The organism is Pseudomonas sp. (genome assembly GCF_035497915.1).
Lineage (GTDB): Bacteria > Pseudomonadota > Gammaproteobacteria > Pseudomonadales > Pseudomonadaceae > Serpens.
Genome location: NZ_DATJCS010000021.1, coordinates 1 through 18268 on the forward strand (window position 1 = coordinate 1; position 18268 = coordinate 18268).

An 18268-nucleotide genomic window follows, 5' to 3' on the forward strand; every position below is an offset into this window, starting at 1 on the left:
CTAGGCGAAACCCCTACCGAATTGCTTGACGACCATAGAGCGTTGGAACCACCTGATCCCATCCCGAACTCAGCAGTGAAACGATGCATCGCCGATGGTAGTGTGGGGTTTCCCCATGTGAGAGTAGGTCATCGTCAAGCACCTAAAACCAAAACCCCAATCCGCTAACGCGGGTTGGGGTTTTGTCTTTCCTGCTCGAAAAAAGCGAACTGTGCCTGCTACGCCAGCCACAGTTCAGCTTGATCAGAGCGGCTTCAGACGCTCCAACAATGCCCCTTTTTCCACGAGTTCAAGGAATTCATCACCCAAGCGTTGGCTTTCCGCCATGGCCTGGCGCCAATAGCGAGCGCGTCCTTCGTCATTACCAACATAGCGTTTGAAATCGGTTCGGTCCGGCAGTTTGCCATGTGGTAATCGCGCCAGATATTCGGGGGACGGAGACAGCAGCACCACGCCAGCGAGCCTTTGGCTGTCGGCTTTGCGCCAGGGCATGCCTTTGTCGAACCAGCCGGGAATGACGCGGTTGGTGAAATGCGGGTAGAGGACGAGTCCCGGCTCCTGATACGGCAGGTCGAGGTGGTAGTCCAGTAGGCCGCCGTCACGATAGGTCCCCGGTCCTGCTCCAGGAATGTCGCGAATGCCTTCCATGACCAGAGGAATAGAGCCGGAAGCCAGCAAGGCGGCGCGTAGATTGAGCCGATCCATGGGAATGCAGCGCGATGGAAAGTCGCTCAGTTCCCCCAGCGGAGGCGTCTGGCGGGGGTCGTGCATAACGATGCGCTCGAAATGGGCCGCCAGACGCCGTCGACCCAGCAGATTGCTGGCAATCACCGAGGACAGGCCGAGAGCCATCTGCAACCGTCGCTCCCCCGTCAGCAGCCCCTGGCTGCGCACCACCATCACATTGAGGCGATAATGTGCATTACCGAGAATCGCCTCGTCCTGATCCTGCAACAGGGCTTCGAGCATCTCTCGGCAACTGCGGGTCACCTCGGCGATGCTCGCCTTACGCTCGAAGCGCAGGCCGGTATACAGCTCGCCGAGGCGGCGCAGACTTGCTATCGGATCAGGCAGGCAGGCGCTGGCGAAGCGCCATGAGCCGATGGATGATCCGATCAGTGTGCGTACGCGCGGGGCGCGCGGCAGCCATTCACCAAACAGCGCCAGATCCAGACCCTGAATGCCGAGGGCTTTCGGTCCGCCAGCCGCTCCGGAAAGGATGGCGATGTCCTCGGGGCGCAGGCCGCGCTCGCGGATATGTGCCAGGGCAACGGAGCCGGCCCGTATTTCCAGGGCTGGATGGGGAATATGGATACTGCTCACGGGACGTCCTTCTATCAGCGGCGAGCGCATTATACGGATGCTTGCCGCAAGGGACAGGCGGAGTGGCGTGGCGCTGGATTTTGCGGGTGAAGATGCGGAAAATGCGCGTTTTTTCGCGCGTAATCCCCAGAGAGTTATTATGAATGCTGTAGTCGTAGCCGTAGGCCTCATGCTGATCCTCAGCCTGTGCCGCGTACATGTGGTGATTGCCCTGATTGTCGGTGCGCTGGCGGGTGGCCTGCTGGGCGGCCTCGGACTCGAGGGTTCGCTGTCTGCATTCAACAAGGGGCTGGGCGGCGGAGCGACCGTTGCACTTTCCTACGCCTTGCTCGGTGCCTTCGCGGTGGCCATCGCCAAGTCCGGCCTAGCCCACGCCTTGGCCGACAAGGCGCTGAGCCTGGTTGGCCAACAGGCCAGTCGGGGTACCGGACTGCTCAAGTGGGCCATGATCGGGTTGCTCATGAGTGTGGCGGTTTCTTCCCAGAACATCCTGCCCATTCACATAGCCTTCATACCGCTGTTGGTGCCGCCTCTGCTGTATGTGCTCAGCCAGCTCAAGATCGACCGTCGCCTGATCGCCTGCGTGCTCACCTTCGGCTTGGTGACCCCTTACATGTTTCTGCCGGTGGGATTCGGCAGCATCTTCCTGAATGACATTCTGTTGGCCAACGTGGCGCGCGCCGGGGTGGATACCAGCGGTATCCAGGTCACCCAGGCCATGCTGATTCCGGCCCTTGGCATGCTGACTGGCCTTGTTGTCGCCCTGTTCAGTTACCGCAAGGCGCGCAGCTACGACATGGGCCGGATCGAGCAGGCTGAGCGGGTAGCTGTCCGTTACAGTCCCAGGAGCATGCTGGTGGCCGTGGCCGCCGTAGCCGCAGCGTTCGTTATCCAGCTTTGGCTGGACTCGATGATCATCGGTGCCCTGATCGGTTTCGTGATCTTCTCGGTCTCTGGTGTCGTGCGTTGGCGTGAGGCGGATGACCTGTTCACCGAAGGCATGAAGATGATGGCCATGATCGGTTTCATCATGATCGCTGCCGCCGGTTTTGCCGAAGTCATGCGCGAGACCGGGCAAATCGGCGCGTTGGTGGAAACCTCGGCGGCCTGGATCGGCAACAGCAAGGCGCTGGGTGCGCTGCTGATGTTGCTGGTGGGATTGCTGGTCACCATGGGCATTGGTTCCTCGTTTTCCACCGTGCCGATCATCGCGGCCATCTTCGTCCCGCTGGGCATCGAGCTGGGCTTCAGCCCGCTGGCCATCGTCAGTCTGGTCGGTACCGCCGGCGCGCTGGGTGACGCTGGCTCGCCTGCTTCCGATTCGACCCTCGGCCCGACCGCCGGCCTGAACGTCGATGGCCAGCACAACCATGTCTGGGACACCGTCGTTCCCACGTTCCTGCATTACAACCTGCCGCTGCTGGCCTTCGGCTGGTTGGCGGCTATGGTTCTCTGAGCATCGCCTGATCTACCCCAAATGGAGCCTTCGGGCTCCATTTGCTTTTTCCGGGTCGCACTTACCGTCAGTGACAATGCCTAAGCCAGGGGACGCCTCGACAGGGATACCCATGGCCAATCACCGACTCGAGAACAAGGTCTTTCTGGCCTTGCTGCTGCTGGTCTCCATCGCCTTCCTCTGGATACTGTTGCCGTTCTACGGCGCGGTGTTCTGGGCCGTCATCCTGGCCATCATCTTTGCGCCTTTGCAGCGCCGGCTTACGCGTCGGATGCCCGGGCGACCCAATCTGACGGCAACGATCACGCTGTGTGCCACGTTGCTGGTTGCCGTGCTGCCGGTCGGCATCATCGGCACCTTGCTGGTGCAGGAAGGGGCGAGCCTGTACCAGCGAATCGAAAGCGGCCAGCTGGATCTGGGCGCCTACCTGGAGTGGATTCGCGAGCGACTCCCCCCGTCTCTGCAGCAGCAGCTGAACCGCTTGGGAATCGGCGATTTTCAGGACCTGCGTGAGCGACTGTCCGGCCTGTTGATGCAGGGCAGCCAGTTCCTCGCGACACGGGCGTTCAGTTTCGGGCAGAGCACCTTCGAATTCCTGGTGCGACTGGCTGTCATGCTCTATCTGCTGTTTTTCCTCATCCGTGATGGCTCCGGCATGGTGGCCCGGGTGCGCAACGCCTTGCCGCTGGCCGATGTACAGAAGCACCGGCTGTTCACCAAGTTCACCCAGGTGGTGCGGGCCACCGTGAAAGGCAACCTGGTGGTGGCGATCACCCAAGGGACACTGGGCGGGTTGATCTTCTGGTTCCTTGGAATTCCCAGTGTGCTGCTGTGGGCCGTGGTGATGACCTTCCTTTCGCTGTTGCCGGCGGTGGGAGCCGCGTTGATCTGGACGCCAGTGGCCATCTATTACCTGCTCAGCGGACAGATCTGGCAGGGGGTATTGCTGACGCTGTATGGGGTTGGGGTGATTGGTCTGGTGGACAACGTCCTGCGCCCGATTCTGGTCGGCAAGGACACCAAGATGCCCGATTACATGGTGCTGATTTCCACGCTGGGTGGCCTGGCCTTGTTCGGACTGAACGGTTTCGTCATTGGTCCCCTGGTGGCCGCGCTGTTCATGTCCACCTGGGGGTTATTCACCGAGCGGGAGGAAGTTGTCGTCGACGATCACAGGCCGGCCGCCTGAGCCAGTTGCAGCAGGGGCTGGGGATAGACGCCCAGGAAAAAGGCGAGCGCGGCGATGGCCAGCAGCATGATGCCGCCGGCCCGCTGTGGCCAATTGATCGGCGGCTCCCGGCGCATCAGGCCCGGCTCGACCAGGTACAGCGTGACCATGACCCGCAGGTAGTAGAACAGGCCGATGGCGCTGCCGATGATCAGTGCGCCGATCAGCCACCAGAGTCGCGCCTGCACGCCCGAGGCCAGGATGTAGAACTTGCCGATGAAGCCGGCGGTCAGCGGAATGCCGGCCAGGGACAGCATCATCACCGTGAGCACCGCGGTCAGGTAGGGCCGCCGCCAGAACAGCCCGCGGTATTCGAACAGGGCATCCGCATCGCGGCCCTTGAACGGGCTGGACATCAGCGCCACCACCCCGAAGGCGCCGAGCGTGGTCAGCACATAGGTGACCAGGTACACGGCGATGGCCTCGCCGGCCAGACCGCTGCTGGCAATCAGGGCGATCAGCAGGTAGCCGAAGTGGGCGATGGAGGAGTAGCCCAGCAGGCGCTTGAGGTTGTTCTGCTGCAGGGCGAGCAGGTTGCCGGTCAGGATCGAGGCAATGGCGATCAGCGATAGCGTGCTATCCAACCAGCCACCATAGGTGGCAGGCGACAGCTGGTAGAGGCGCACCAGCACCACGAACACGCCGACCTTGCTGGCCGTGGCCAGGTAGGCGGCCACCGGCGCTGGCGCACCCTGGTAGACGTCGGGTGTCCACAAGTGGAAGGGCACCAGGGAAAGCTTGAAACCCAGACCGACCAGCAGCATGACCATGCCCGCCTGCACCAGCGGGGCGAATTCGCCGGTACCCAGGCTGATGCCGATGCCGACGAAGTCCAGGCTGCCCGACTCGGCATACAGCAGCGCCATGCCGAACAGCAGGAAGGCACTGCCGGCGGCGGACAGGACCATGTACTTCAGGCCGGCTTCCAGGGAATGACGATTGAAGAAGGCGTAAGCCGCCAGGCCGTAAACCGGCACCGACAGCAGTTCCAGACCCAGGAACAGCGCCGCCAAGTGCTGGCTGGTCACCAGCACGATGCCGCCGGAGGCGGACAGCAGCATCAGCAGGTACAGCTCCTCGCGGTTGCCGGGGAAGCCGCCTTCGCCCGGCTTGCGACCCAGATAGGCATGGGCGAGGGTGACGCAGGTCAGCGTGGCGACGAGCAGCAGCGCCGTGTAGAAGTAGCCGAACGCATCCATGCGCAGCAGTGCCGTCACGTCGAGGGGCGCGGCGTCCAGGGCCGGCTGGATCGAGAGCAGCGCCAGCAACAGGCCCGCCACCGAGGCAATGTAGACAACACGGTGGTTGCGTTTCCAGGCGATCAGCAGCATCACCACGATGGCGGTACCGCTGGTCGCCAGCAAAGGCAGCAGGGCAATGAAGTGGGCGAGCGTCAGGTCCATGCGGGCTACCGGATCGAGGCGAGTTGGGTGATGGCCGTGCCCAGCCATTGGCGGACCCCTTGCACGCTGGCCTGCGCGGTGTCGAGCGCCGGCTGCGGGTAGATGCCCAGCAGCACCAGCAGCACGACCAGTGCCAGCACCATGCCAACCTCCCGCCCGTTCAGACCGGGCAGCGGCTGCGCGGAGCCGGCGGGCCCGAAGTAGGCGCGGTGAACCATGGCCAGCGAGTAGACCGAGGAGAGCACCAGGCCGAAGGTGGCAATGACCACTACCCCGGGATGGGCGGCGAAGGCACCAAACAGCACCAGAAACTCACCGATGAAATTGCCGGTGCCCGGCAATCCCAGCGAGGCCACGGCGAAGAACAGGCTCAGGGGTGGCAGCCAGGGCAGGCGCCGCCACAGGCCACCCATCTGGCGCATGTCGCGGGTATGCACACGCTCGTACAGCTGACCGCAGAGAATGAACAGCGCGGCGGCGGACAGGCCGTGGGCGAGCATCAGGATCACCGCGCCCTGCAGTGCCAGCTCGCTGCCCGAATAGATACCGATCAGCACGAAGCCCATGTGGGAAATGCTCGAGTAGGCCACCAGGCGCTTGATATCGGTCTGCGCGAAGGACAGCAGGGCGCCATAGAAGATGCCGATCAGCCCCAGCGTCATGGCGATCGGCGCAAACTCCGCCGAGGCGTTGGGGAACAGCGGCAAGGCGAAGCGGATCATGCCGTAGGCGGCGGTCTTGAGCAGAATGCCGGCCAGGTCGACCGAGCCGGCGGTGGGCGCCTGGGCATGGGCGTCGGGCAGCCAGGCGTGGAAGGGCACCAGTGGGAACTTCACCGCGAAGGCGATGAAGAAGCCGAGCATCAGCAGGTATTCGATGCCGGGCGTGAGTTCGGTTTCCAGCAGCCGGGCGTAGTCGAAGGTAACCACGCCGCTGTTCAGGTAATGCACCAGCACCAGGCCGAGAATGGCCGCCAGCATGAGCAGGCCGCTGGCCTGGGTGTAGATGAAGAACTTGGTCGCGGCGGTGATCCGCGTCTTCTTGCCGTCGCCGCTGTGCCCCCACAGCGCGATGAGGAAGTACATCGGCACCAGCATCATTTCCCAGAAGAAAAAGAACAGGAACAGGTCCATGGCCAGGAACACGCCGACCACCCCGCCGAGGATCCACAGCAGGTTTAGGTGGAAGAAGCCGACATGCCGCTGTATCTCGTTCCACGAACACAGCACCGACAGCACCCCGAGCAGCCCGGTCAGCACCACCATCAGCAACGAGAGTCCATCCAGCGCCAGGTGCAGGTTGATGCCCAGTCGGGCGATCCAGACCTGTCGGTATTCCATGACCCAGACTCCGGCATCGGCCGGCGAAGGTGCCAGGCGGTAATCGCCCTGCAGCCACAGCCACAGGCCCAGCGCCAGCAGCAGCCCCATGGCGAACAGGGCGATCCAGCGCGGCAGCGTCTGGTTGACGCGCTCGACCAGCCAGCAGAGCAGACCGCCGAGAAAGGGAACCAGGATCAGCCAGGGAAGCATCACGGTGTCGAATCCTTGCGCACGTTCAGATCAGGACCAGGCCAAGCAGCAGCACGGCTCCACCCACCAGGGACAGCGCGTACCAGCGCAATTGGCCGGTCTGGGTCCGACTGGTGGCCCGGTGCCCGGCCTGCGCCAGCGTCGCCAGCAGGCCCATGCCGCGATCGATGGGATCGCGACCCAGCAGCCGGCACAGCAGCAGGTAGGGCCGCACGAACAGCCTGTCGTAGAGCCAGTCGAATCCCCAGGCGGCGCGCCACCAGGCATGCAGCCGCCGCCCCGGCGAGCTCTGCGCGAGCGCCGTGACCCGCGTGCGCTTGCCAAGGAACAGCCCGGCGGCGAGCAGGATGCCGGAGACGGCAATCGCCCCCGAGGTGATTTCCAGTGTCATGCGCCCCTCGTCCGTGGTCTGCCCGGCGCCCGGCGGCAACACATCGGCCAGCGGCGGGCTGATCCAGGCGCCGAGAAAGGTGGACAGCAGGATCAGCACGATCAGCGGCAGGCCATGGGCCAGGCCGCGTCCGGCATGGGCCTCGATGCGTGGCGGGCCGTGGAAGACGATGAAGATCAGCCGGAAGCAGTACAGCGAGGTCAGCAGGGCGCCGGCCAGGCCGGCGTACAGCAGCCCCTGATGACCGCTGGCGAAGGCCTCCCAGAGAATCGCATCCTTGGAATAGAAGCCGGCGGTGAGCAGCGGTAGGGCCGCCAGCGCCGCGCCCCCCACCAGGAAACTGGCATAGGCCAGCGGCAGGCGGCGCCATAACCCGCCCATGCGGAAGATGTTCTGTTCGTGGTGGCAGGCGTTGATCACCGCGCCGGCGGCGAGGAACAGCAGGGCCTTGAAGAAGGCGTGGGTCATCAGGTGGAAGATCGCCGCACTCCAGGCGCCCACGCCCAGGGCGAGGAACATGTAGCCGATCTGGCTCATGGTCGAGTAGGCCAGGATGCGCTTGATGTCGGTCTGCGCCAGGGCGGCGAAGCCGGCCAGCAGCAGGGTCGTGGCGCCGATAAGGCCGACCAGCTGCAGCACCTCCGGCGCCAGCAGGAACAGGCCGTGGGTGCGGGCGATCAGGTAGACGCCGGCGGTGACCATGGTGGCGGCGTGGATCAGCGCGGAAACCGGCGTGGGGCCGGCCATGGCATCGGCCAGCCAGGTCTGCAGCGGCAGTTGCGCGGACTTGCCGACCGCGCCGCCGAGCAGCGCCAGCGCCGCGAGGCTGATCCACACGTTACCCTCGGCAAACCGCTGGGGCGCCAGGGTGAGCAGGGACTGGATGTTCAGGGTGCCGAGCTGCACGAACAGGATGAACAGGCCGAAGGCCATCAGCACGTCGCCGACGCGGGTGACGATGAAGGCCTTGAGGGCCGCGTTGCCGTTGGCCCGCTCGCCGTAATAGAAGCCGATCAGCAGGTAGGAGCACAGGCCGACCCCCTCCCAGCCGAAGTACAGCAGCAGCAGGTTATCGCCCAGCACCAGCAGCACCATGCTGAAGATGAACAGGTTGGTGTAGGCGAAGAAGCGCGAATAGCCCTCTTCGCCACGCATGTACCAGCTGGCGAACAGGTGGATCAGGAAGCCGACCCCGGTGACCACGCCCAGCATGGTCAGGGACAGGCCGTCCAGATGCAGTCCGACACTGGCCTGCAGGCCAGCCACGTCCAGCCATTGCCACAGCTGCTGCGTGTGGAAACCGCCCGCCGGTGGCGCGGTGACGAACTGCGCGGTAATCCAGGCCGTGACCAGCGCCGCCAGACCCACCGAGCCGACCCCGATGACGGCGGCCAGGCGGTCCGGCAGGCGTCCACGGGAGAAGGCCAGCAGCAGGTAACCCAGCAGGGGAAAGAGGAAGGTCAGGGGCAGCAGCTTCATCCGCGCATCTCGCTGGCGGCATCCACGTTGAGGGTGTCGAAGCGGCGATACAGCTGCAGAAGGATGGCCAGGCCGATGGCCGCCTCGGCGGCGGCCAGACTGATGACCAGGATGAACATGATCTGCCCGTCGGGCTGTGCCCAGCGGCTGCCGGCCACCACGAAGGCCAGGCCGCTGGCGTTCATCATGATTTCCAGGCTCATCAGCACGAAGAGGATGTCGCGGCGCACCATGAGGCCGACCAGTCCCAGGCAGAAGATCAGCGCGGCGACTGCCAGGCCATGTTCCAGGGGAATCGCATCGATCATGGCGGTCACTCCGTGGCCTCGTGGCGTCCCAGGTGGTAGGCGGCCACCAGCGCCGCCAGCAGCAGCAGCGAGGCCAGTTCCACGGCCAGCAGGTAGGGGCCGAACAGCGCGATGCCGACAGCCTTGGACGGTACATCCTCCAGGCCGAGGGGCACCTGGCTGGGCGCGGCGAACAGCGCCCACATCAACTGGCCGAACAACAGCAGCGCCAGCAGCCCGGGGCCGATCCAGACTCCCGGGGTCAGCCAGCTGCGCTCCTGGCGCGCGGTCTCCGGGCCGAGGTTGAGCATCATCACCACGAACACGAACAGCACCAGGATCGCCCCGGCATACACGATGATTTCCAGCGCCCCGGCGAACGGCGCGCCGAGGCTGAAGAAGCACATGGCCACGGCCAGCAGCGAGGTGATCAGGTAGAGCAGGGCGTGCACCGGATTGCTGCCAGTGATTACCCGGAAGCTGGCCACCACGGCCACGCCGGCGGAGAGGTAGAAGGCATATTCCATGTCAGGGCCTCGGTGAAACAGGTTGGCGGGTCATGGCAGCAACCCCTTCACATCGATCGGCGGCGCCTCGTCCTGGGCGGTGCCCTTGGGCTTGCCGGCGATGGCCAGGCCGGCCACCCGGTAGTAGTTGTAGTCCGGATACTTGCCGGGGCCGGCAATCAGCAGGTCCTCCTTCTCGTACACCAGCTCCTGGCGCCGGTATTCGCCCATCTCGAAGTCCGGGGTGAGCTGGATCGCCGTGGTCGGACAGGCTTCCTCGCACAGGCCACAGAAGATGCAGCGCGAGAAATTGATGCGGAAGAACTCTGGATACCAGCGGCCGTCTTCCTGCTCGGCCTTCTGCAGGGAAATGCAGGCCACCGGACAGGCCACCGCGCAGAGGTTGCAGGCCACGCAGCGCTCCTCGCCGTCGGGGTCGCGGGTCAGCACGATGCGGCCCCGGTAGCGCGGCGGCAGGTACACCGGTTGTTCCGGGTACTGCAGGGTGTCGCGCCGGCGGAAGCCGTGGCTGAAGATCATCACCAGGCTGCGCAGCTGGGTGAAGGTGCCGTGCACCACCTCGCCTATGTACTTGAGCATGGTTTCTTCTCCTCAGCGGGCCGCCAGCACCAGGGCGCCGGTCACCAGCAGGTTGAGCAGGGTCAGTGGCAGGCAGAACTTCCAGCCGAAGGCCATCACCTGGTCGTAGCGTGGACGCGGCAGCGAGGCGCGCAGCAGGACGAAGAACATGATGAAAAAACCCGTCTTCAGCGCGAACCAGACGAACGACAGCCACGGCAGCGCATCGAGGAACGGGCCGTGCCAGCCGCCGAAGAACAGTGTGGTCAACAACGCCGAAACCAGGACGATGCCGATGTACTCGCCGACGAAGAACATGCCCCATTTCATGCCGGCGTATTCGATGTGGTAGCCGTCGGCCAGCTCCTGCTCGGCTTCCGGCTGGTCGAAGGGATGCCGGTGGGTCACCGCCACGCCGGCGATGAGAAAGGTACAGAAGCCCAGGAACTGCGGCAGGATGAACCACAGGTGCTGCTGCTGGTACGCGACGATGTCGCGCAGGTTGAACGAACCCGTCTGCGCCACCACGCCCATTAGCGACAGGCCGAGGAACACCTCGTAGGAAACGGTTTGCGCCGAGGCGCGCAGCGCGCCGAGCAGGGCGTACTTGTTGTCGCTCGCCCAGCCGGCGAACAGCACCGCGTAGACGGTCAGGCCGGCCATGGCGAAGAAGAACAGGATGCCGATGTTCAGGTCCGCCACGCCCCAGGTGGGGGTGATGGGCACCACGGCGAAGGCCATCAGCAACGAACTCATGGCCACCACCGGGGCGAGGGTAAACACCAGCCGATCGGCGAACGGCGGCGTCCAGTCCTCCTTGAAGAACATCTTCAGCATGTCGGCGGCCAACTGGAACATGCCGAACGGGCCGACCCGGTTGGGGCCATAGCGGTCCTGCCACCAGCCCAGCAGGCGACGCTCGACGAAGCTCAGCAGGGCTCCGGCGATCACCACCGCCAGCAGGATCACCAGCGCCTTGATGACCGCGATGAGGATGTCGACCACGCCGGGCGTCAGCCAGCTCATGGCGCGGCCTCCAGATCCATGGCCAGGCTGTCGGCGCGCAGCGGCGGAATGCCGGGGAAACCGCTGGGCAAACCGATCAGGCCCGGGGCCAGTTGGTCACTCAGACGCAGCGTCAGGCGCAGCCGCTGGTCATCGATGCGCAGAGTGACCGGCATGCCCTCGCGCAGGCCGCGTCGCTCGGCCTCCTCGCGGCCCAGCAACGCGTAGGGATCGGGCATGCGTGCCTGAATCGGCGCGGCGCGGGCGCTCAGCTCCTCGCTGCCGAACAGGTGATGCAGTGGCACCACGTGCAGCAGCCCCGGCCGGGGCGTGAACGCCGGTGGCGGTGCGCACCAGGCGATATCGCCACGCGGGCCGTCGAGCAGTCGCACGCCCGGGTCGCCGGCGCGCAGGTGGCCGCCCACCTCGTCCTGGAAGCGGTTCCACGCCTGCGGCGAATTCCAGCCCGGGGACCAGGCGAAGGGGATCTGCTGCCGGGGCTCGGCGCTGCCGGCATAGCCCTCCATGGAAAAGGCGAAGGCGCTGTCCCGATCCTGGGGCTGGCGCGGCTCATGCACGTTCAGGTTGGCGCGCATGGCGGTGCGGCCGCTGTAGCGGTGCGGTTCACGGGCGAGCTTGAGGCCGCGGATGCGGAAACTCGCCTGGGGCGCCGCGTCGCGGATGCCGGCCAGCAGCGGGTGGGCGGCGGCGCAGTCCTCGGTGGCCTGGTCCAGCTCGGTCCAGTCCACCGGGCGACTCTGCAGGGTGCAGTGCAGGGCATGCAGCCAGCGCCAGCCCTCGCGGATGCGGCACTCCGGGTCGTAGTAGTCGGGCTCGAAGACCTGGAAGAAGCGCTGCGCGCGGCCTTCCTGGCTGACCAGGGTACCGTCGGCCTCGGCGAAGCTGGCGGCGGGCAGCAGCAGGTGAGCGCGCTCGGCGGTGGCGGTCGCCTGATGGTCGAGGACAATCAGGGTGGCCTGCTGCAGAGCGGTATCAATGCGCTGGGCATCGGTGCGCCGGTACAGATCGTTCTCCAGCACCACCGCCGCCTGTGCTTCGCCGCGCTGCAGGGCCTGCAGCGTGTCCTCCAGAGAGCTGCCGCCGAGCAGGCTCAGGCCGAGGCTGTTGACCTCCGGCACCACCAGGCTCAGTGATGCGTTCTTCTGGCGATTTTTCAGGGCCTGGGCGATGTTGCCCACGGCGTCGAGCAGTGCCGGCTCGCCCAGCGAAGTGCCGCCGATCAGCAGCGGACGGCGGGCGGCCAGCAGGGCGGCGGCGATGCGCTCGGCGTCTTCCCGGGTTGCCCGATCCAGTCCCTCGACCGCCGGGGCCTGCGGATCGATGGCGTGCGCCACGGCGCAACCCAGGCGTGCCAGGTCGAGCGGTGCGCCGTGGTGGCAGCGCTCGGCCAGGTCATCGAGGCGGGTGCCTTCCAGGCTGGCAATGAATAGCGGATGCAGCGCTCGCTGGGCGACGTTCTGCACGGCGGCCTGATGCCAGCCCGGAATCTGCAGCGCGGCGGCCATTTCCTCGGCCTTGCCATGGATGGCCTGGCGCACCGCCAGGGCCAGGCGGGCGGCGGTCTGGGTCAGGTCCTCGCCGAGAATGAACACCGCATCGTGGCGTTCGATGTCGCGCATCGAGGCCACCGGCAACGGGCCCTTGTGTAGCAGGTCGCGGACTCGCTGCAGGCCCTCCAGCTCGGCGGCGCTCACGCCGCTGCAGAAGTGCTCCTCGCCGACCAGTGCACGTAGGGCGTGGTTGCTTTCCAGGCTGGCGCGCGGCGAGCCGATGCCGATCACCCGCTTGCCGCGCAGCAGTTCGGCGGCCTTGTCCAGCGCGGCATCGATGCCCAGCGTGGCGTCCGCGCAGCGGGGCTGGCGCGGGCGGTCCGGGCGGTTGACGAAGCCGTAGCCGAAGCGGCCACGGTCGCAGAGAAAGTAGTGGTTGATCTCGCCGTGGTAGCGGTTCTCGATGCGGCGGATCTCTCCGTAGCGTTCGCCGGGGCTGATGTTGCAGCCGGCCGCGCAGCCGTGACAGATGCCGGGGGCATACTGCATGTCCCACTTGCGGGTGTAGCGCTCGGAATGGGTTCGGTCGGTGAATACCCCGGTCGGGCAGACCTCGGTGAGGTTACCGGCGAACTCGCTGTCCAGCGGGCCGTCCTCGACGCGGCCGAAATACAGGTTGTCATGGGCGCCGAACACGCCCAGGTCGGTGCCGCCGGCGTAGTCGTTGTAGTAGCGCACGCAGCGGTAACAGGCGATGCAGCGGTTCATCTCGTGGCCGATGAACGGGCCCAGGTCCTGGTTCGCGTGGGTGCGCTTGCTGAAGCGGTAGCGGCGCCGGCTGTGGCCGGTCATCACCGTCATGTCCTGCAGATGGCAATGCCCGCCTTCCTCGCACACCGGGCAGTCGTGCGGGTGGTTGATCATCAGCCACTCGACGACGCTGGCGCGAAAAGCCCGGGCTTCCTCGTCGGCGACGGAGATCCAGGTGTTGTCGCTGGCCGGTGTCATGCAGGACATCACCAGCCGGCCCCGGGTGTCGTTCTCGTCCCGGAACTGTTTCACCGCGCACTGGCGGCAGGCACCCACGCTGCCCAGCGCCGGATGCCAGCAGAAGTAGGGAATGTCGAGGCCGAGCGACAGGCAGGCGTGCAGGAGGTTGTCCGCCCCGTCGACCTCGTATGCCTGTCCGTCTACATGAATGGTGGCCATGCTCCTGTCCTTGCTGTCCGCCGCAGCGGGGATGGGTGTTGCGGTTGCTTGCTCCTCAGGTTTCGGCGTGCCGCGCGCGCTGGCGTGCCGAGGGCGCGATGCCGGCTTCGAACTCGTCGCGGAAGTACTTCAAGGCACTGCCCAGCGGCTCCACCGCACCCGGTGCGTGAGCGCAGAACGTCTTGCCCGGGCCGAGGAAGTCGACCAGCTCGCCGAGCACCTGCAGATCCTCCGGTGTGCCCTGGCCCTGCTCCAGCGCACGCAGGATCTTCACGCTCCACGGCAGGCCGTCGCGGCACGGCGTGCACCAGCCGCAGGACTCGCGGGCGAAGAATTCCTCCATGTTGCGCAGCAACGACACCATGCTGACCGACGCATCGACAGCAAGTGCCAATCCGGTGCCCATGCGGGTGCCGACCGCGGCGATGCCGCCGGCATGCATCGGGGCGTCCAGGTGTTCGGGCAGCAGGAAGCCGGTGCCGGCGCCGCCGGGCTGCCAGCATTTGAGCCGGTGGCCGTCGCGCATGCCGCCGGCGTAGGTTTCCAGCAGTTCGCGGGCGCTGATGCCGAACGGCAGTTCCCACAGGCCGGGATTCCGGACCCGGCCGGAAAAGCCCATCAGCTTGGTGCCCATGTCTTCGCTGCCTGGACGACACAGTGCCTTGTACCAGTCCACCCCGTGGTCGATGATCGCCGGCACGTTGCACAGGGTCTCGACATTGTTGACGCAGGTCGGTCGGCCCCACGCACCGACGCTGGCGGGGAAGGGGGGCTTGGCGCGCGGGTTGGCGCGGCGGCCTTCCAGCGAGTTGATCAGCGCGGTTTCCTCGCCACAGATGTAGCGGCCGGCGCCGGTGTGCACGAACAGCTCGAAATCGAAGCCGCTACCGAGGATGTTGCGGCCCAGCAGGCCGGCGTCGCGGGCCTCCGCCAGGGCGCGGTTGAGGATGCGCGCCGCGTCGACATATTCGCCGCGCAGAAAGATGTAGCCGCGGGCGGCGCGCAGCGCGTGGGCGCTGATCAGCATGCCTTCCAGCAGCAGGTGCGGCAGCTGCTCCATGAGCAGCCGGTCCTTCCAAGTGTTGGGTTCCATCTCGTCCGCATTGCACAGCAGGTAGCGGATGTTCCGCGTCTCGTCGGCGGGCATCAGGCTCCACTTCACCCCGGTGGGAAAGCCGGCACCGCCACGTCCCTTCAGGCCGGAGTCCTTGACCGCCTGCACGGTGGCGGCCGGGGTCAGCTCGTCGAGGGCCTTGCGTAGCGCCCGGTAGCCATGGGTGCGCCGGTATTCGTCCAGCCACACCGGTTCGCCATCCTCGCGCAGACGCCAGGTCAGCGGATGGGTATCTTCGGCGCGTGCGACACGGTTGGCCGGGCCCAGGGAGGCGAGCGTCATGGATAGGCCTCCAGCAGTCGGGAGAGTGCGTCGGCGCTCACGTTGCCGTAGGTGTCGTCATTGATCATCAGCGTGGGCGCCTTGTCGCAGTTGCCCAGGCAGCACACCGGCAGCAGCGTGAAGCGGCCATCGGCGCTGGTCTGCCCCGGCTCGATGCCGAGCTGGTCGCGCAGGCGGGCGAGCAGGGCTTCGTGGCCGGCGATGAAGCAGGTCATGCTGTCGCACACGCGCAGGATGTGGCGGCCCACCGGCACGCGGAAAATCTGGCTGTAGAAGGTGGCCACGCCTTCCACATCGCTGGCGGGGATGCCCAGCAGCGCGCCGATGGCCTCGCAGGCACCGTCCGGCACCCAGCCGCGCTGCTTCTGCACGATCTTCAGCGCCTCGATGGAAACGGCCCGCGGATCCTCGAAGTGCTGCTTTTCTTGTTCGATGGCCTGGCGTTCGGCCTCGCTCAGGGTGAATCGGTCGGTCTGGATCAGGGTCTGGCTCATGGTCAGCGGTCCACGTCGGCCATCACGAAATCGATGCTGCCCAGGTAGGCGATAAGGTCGGAGATCATGCTGCCGTTGATCACCGAGGGAATCTGCTGCAGGTGCGGGAAACTGGGGGTGCGGATGCGCGTGCGGTAGCTCATGGTGCTGCCATCGCTGGTCAGGTAGTAGCTATTGATGCCCTTGGTCGCCTCGATCATCTGCAGGCTTTCGTTGGCCGGCATCACCGGCCCCCAGGACACCTGCAGGAAGTGGGTGATCAGCGTCTCGATGTGCTGCAGCGTGCGTTCCTTCGGCGGCGGCGTGGTTAGCGGATGGTCGGCCTTGTGGGGCCCTTCCGGCATGTTGCGCAGGCACTGTTCGATGATCTTCAGACTCTCGCGCATCTCGCCCATCTTCACCAGGCAGCGGTCGTAGGCATCGCCGTTGACGGCCAGCGGCACCTCGAACTCGAACTGCTGGTAGCCGGAGTAGGGACGCGTCTTGCGCAGGTCGAAGTCGCAGCCGGTGGCGCGCAGGCCGGCGCCGGTCACGCCCCATTCCAGCGCTTGCCGGGTGTTGTAGGCAGCCACACCCTTGGTACGTCCGATCAGGATGCTGTTCTGCAGGGCGGCTTTCTCGTACTCGTCCAGGCGCCGGGGCATCCAGGCGAGGAACTCGCGCACCAGCGCGTCCCAGCCGCGCGGCAGGTCGTGGGCGACACCGCCGATGCGGTACCAGGCCGGGTGCATGCGAAAGCCGGTGATCGCCTCGACCACCTGGTAGGCCCGCTGGCGATCGGTGAAGGTGAAGAACACCGGGGTCATCGCGCCGACGTCCTGGATGTAGGTGCCGAGAAACAGCAGGTGGTTCAGGATGCGGAAGAACTCGGCGAGCATCACGCGGATGACGTCCACCCGGTCCGGCACCCGGATGCCGGCGAGCTTTTCCACGGCCAGCACGTAGGGCAGGTTGTTCATCACCCCGCCTAGGTAATCGATGCGGTCGGTGTAGGGGATGTAGCTGTGCCAGCTCTGGCGCTCGGCCATCTTCTCGGCGCCGCGGTGGTGGTAGCCAATCTCCGGCACGCAATCGACGATCTCTTCGCCATCCAGCTGCAGGATGATGCGGAAGGCGCCATGGGCCGAGGGGTGGTTGGGGCCGAGGTTGAGGAACATGAAGTCTTCATGGGCGCGCTGGCGGCGCATGCCCCAATCCTCGGGGCGAAAGCGCAGCGCCTCCTGCTCCAGGTCCTGCTTGGCGGCGGTCAGGCTGTAGGGGTCGAACTCCGTGGCGCGGGCCGGGTAGTCCTTGCGCAGCGGGTGGCCTTCCCAGGTCGGCGGCATGAGGATGCGGGTCTGCAACGGGTGACCGCTGAAGCGGATGCCGAGCATGTCCCAGACTTCCCTTTCGTACCAGTTGGCGTTGGGCCAGACGCCGGTGGCGGTCGGCAGCTCGAGATCGTCCTCCAGCAGCGCGACCTTGAGCATCAGGTCGCTGTTTCGCTCCAGCGACATCAAGTGGTAGAAGACGCTGAAATCGGCCGGGGGCAGTCCCTGGCGGCGGGTGCGCAGGCGCTCGTCCATGCCGTGCAGGTCATAGAGCATCGAATAGGGGCGGGGCAGCTGGCGCAGGGAACGCAGGATCTCGATCAGCCGCTCGCGCGCCACCCAGAGCACCGGCATGCCGGTCAGGGTCGGTTGCTCGGTGAAGCTGTCGGCGCCGAAGCGGGCGATAAGCTCGCTGACGATGCCGCGATCATCCGCCTGGTACGGCGGAATGCGCAGGGTGCCGCCCGTGGACTGTTTCGGCTCAGACATCATCGGGGCTGCGCAATTGAGTGACCTGGATACGCCGTTCCCGGTGCCGTTCCCGCTGCGAGGGCATTTCCGCCCGGTAGACGCCCTGATCGCCCACGACCCAGGAAAGCGGACGGCGTTCCTGGCCGATCGAGTCCTGCAGCAGCATCAGCCCCTGCAGGAAGGCTTCGGGGCGCGGCGGGCAGCCGGGCACGTAGACATCCACCGGCAGGAACTTGTCGACGCCCTGCACCACCGAGTAGATGTCGTACATGCCGCCGGAGTTGGCGCAGGAACCCATGGAGATCACCCATTTCGGCTCGAGCATCTGCTCGTAGAGCCGCTGGATAATGGGCGCCATCTTGATGAAGCAGGTACCCGCCACCACCATGAAATCGGCCTGGCGCGGCGAGGCACGGATCACCTCGGCGCCGAAGCGGGCGATGTCGTGGGGCGCAGTGAAGGCGGTGGTCATCTCCACGTAACAGCAGGAAAGCCCGAAGTTGTAGGGCCACAGGGAGTTCTTGCGACCCCAGTTGACCGCACCGTTGAGCACTTCCTCGAGCTTGCCCAGGAAGATGCTGCGGTGCACCTGATCCTCCAGCGGATCGCCTACCGTCGAACGCTCACCGATCGGGTAGCGCGCATTGGCTGCCTCCGGATCGATTCGCACCAGGTTGTATCGCATCGC

15 protein-coding genes and 1 rRNA gene are annotated in these 18268 nt (G+C 65.8%); 3 read left to right on the plus strand and 13 right to left on the minus strand.

Annotation, left to right across the window (positions count from 1 at the left end; all coding sequences use genetic code 11):
- Positions 1–24: 24 nt before the first annotated feature.
- Positions 25–140: ribosomal RNA gene (rrf, locus tag VL129_RS07230) — 5S ribosomal RNA — on the plus strand.
- A 103-nt stretch (positions 141–243) separates the two neighbouring features.
- On the opposite strand, the gene VL129_RS07235 is transcribed toward rrf, so the two are convergent.
- Positions 244–1353: a patatin-like phospholipase family protein gene (locus VL129_RS07235; RefSeq protein WP_414705158.1), complete on the minus strand. Its 1110-nt coding sequence runs from the start codon at positions 1351–1353 to the stop codon at positions 244–246.
- Positions 1354–1462: 109 nt separating this feature from the next.
- On the opposite strand from VL129_RS07235, the gene VL129_RS07240 reads away from it, so the two are divergent.
- Together VL129_RS07240 and VL129_RS07245 are read left to right on the plus strand one after the other, a co-directional pair.
- Positions 1463–2779 carry a Na+/H+ antiporter family protein gene (locus VL129_RS07240; RefSeq protein WP_325411675.1) on the plus strand — a complete coding sequence of 439 codons (1317 nt, stop codon included), beginning with the start codon at positions 1463–1465 and terminating at the stop codon, positions 2777–2779.
- A gap of 112 nt (positions 2780–2891) precedes the next feature.
- Positions 2892–3968 (plus strand): AI-2E family transporter, encoded by a 1077-nt coding sequence (locus tag VL129_RS07245; RefSeq protein ID WP_325411558.1) that lies wholly within the window; start codon positions 2892–2894, stop codon positions 3966–3968.
- Here VL129_RS07245 and nuoN read toward each other — a convergent pair.
- Genes nuoN through VL129_RS07305 form a run of 12 tightly spaced genes read right to left on the minus strand, consistent with a single transcriptional unit; the run spans position 3950 to position 18265 of the window.
- The gene (gene nuoN / locus VL129_RS07250; protein WP_325411560.1) at positions 3950–5410 is read right to left on the minus strand and encodes an NADH-quinone oxidoreductase subunit NuoN; all 1461 of its coding nucleotides are present in this window, start codon (positions 5408–5410) and stop codon (positions 3950–3952) included. The genes VL129_RS07245 and nuoN overlap by 19 nt on opposite strands.
- A gap of 5 nt (positions 5411–5415) precedes the next feature.
- Positions 5416–6945, minus strand: a complete 1530-nt coding sequence (gene nuoM, locus VL129_RS07255; protein WP_325411562.1) for an NADH-quinone oxidoreductase subunit M — start codon at positions 6943–6945, stop codon at positions 5416–5418.
- Positions 6946–6967: 22 nt separating this feature from the next.
- Positions 6968–8812 carry an NADH-quinone oxidoreductase subunit L gene (nuoL, locus tag VL129_RS07260; RefSeq protein ID WP_325411564.1) on the minus strand — a complete coding sequence of 615 codons (1845 nt, stop codon included), beginning with the start codon at positions 8810–8812 and terminating at the stop codon, positions 6968–6970.
- Entirely contained in the window at positions 8809–9117 is a 309-nt protein-coding gene (nuoK, locus tag VL129_RS07265; RefSeq protein ID WP_325411677.1) for an NADH-quinone oxidoreductase subunit NuoK, read from the minus strand. The genes nuoL and nuoK overlap by 4 nt, the downstream gene beginning before the upstream one ends.
- 8 nt (positions 9118–9125) lie before the next feature.
- Positions 9126–9626 (minus strand): NADH-quinone oxidoreductase subunit J, encoded by a 501-nt coding sequence (gene nuoJ, locus VL129_RS07270; RefSeq protein WP_027590933.1) that lies wholly within the window; start codon positions 9624–9626, stop codon positions 9126–9128.
- Positions 9627–9656: 30 nt separating this feature from the next.
- Complete coding sequence (gene nuoI / locus VL129_RS07275) at positions 9657–10205, minus strand: NADH-quinone oxidoreductase subunit NuoI (RefSeq protein WP_325411567.1); 549 nt, start codon at positions 10203–10205, stop codon at positions 9657–9659.
- 12 nt (positions 10206–10217) lie between these two features.
- The gene (gene nuoH / locus VL129_RS07280; RefSeq protein ID WP_325411569.1) at positions 10218–11210 is read right to left on the minus strand and encodes an NADH-quinone oxidoreductase subunit NuoH; all 993 of its coding nucleotides are present in this window, start codon (positions 11208–11210) and stop codon (positions 10218–10220) included.
- Positions 11207–13909: an NADH-quinone oxidoreductase subunit NuoG gene (gene nuoG / locus VL129_RS07285; RefSeq protein WP_325411571.1), complete on the minus strand. Its 2703-nt coding sequence runs from the start codon at positions 13907–13909 to the stop codon at positions 11207–11209. Before nuoG ends, nuoH begins: the two co-directional genes overlap by 4 nt.
- 55 nt (positions 13910–13964) lie before the next feature.
- Positions 13965–15305: an NADH-quinone oxidoreductase subunit NuoF gene (nuoF, locus tag VL129_RS07290; protein WP_325411573.1), complete on the minus strand. Its 1341-nt coding sequence runs from the start codon at positions 15303–15305 to the stop codon at positions 13965–13967.
- Positions 15302–15799 (minus strand): NADH-quinone oxidoreductase subunit NuoE, encoded by a 498-nt coding sequence (nuoE, locus tag VL129_RS07295; RefSeq protein WP_325411575.1) that lies wholly within the window; start codon positions 15797–15799, stop codon positions 15302–15304. Before nuoE ends, nuoF begins: the two co-directional genes overlap by 4 nt.
- A gap of 2 nt (positions 15800–15801) precedes the next feature.
- A complete protein-coding gene (gene nuoC / locus VL129_RS07300; protein ID WP_325411577.1) occupies positions 15802–17598 on the minus strand; it encodes an NADH-quinone oxidoreductase subunit C/D in 1797 nt (598 codons plus the stop codon).
- Complete coding sequence (locus VL129_RS07305) at positions 17591–18265, minus strand: NADH-quinone oxidoreductase subunit B (RefSeq protein ID WP_325411579.1); 675 nt, start codon at positions 18263–18265, stop codon at positions 17591–17593. Before VL129_RS07305 ends, nuoC begins: the two co-directional genes overlap by 8 nt.
- Between the last annotated feature and the right edge of the window lie 3 nt (positions 18266–18268).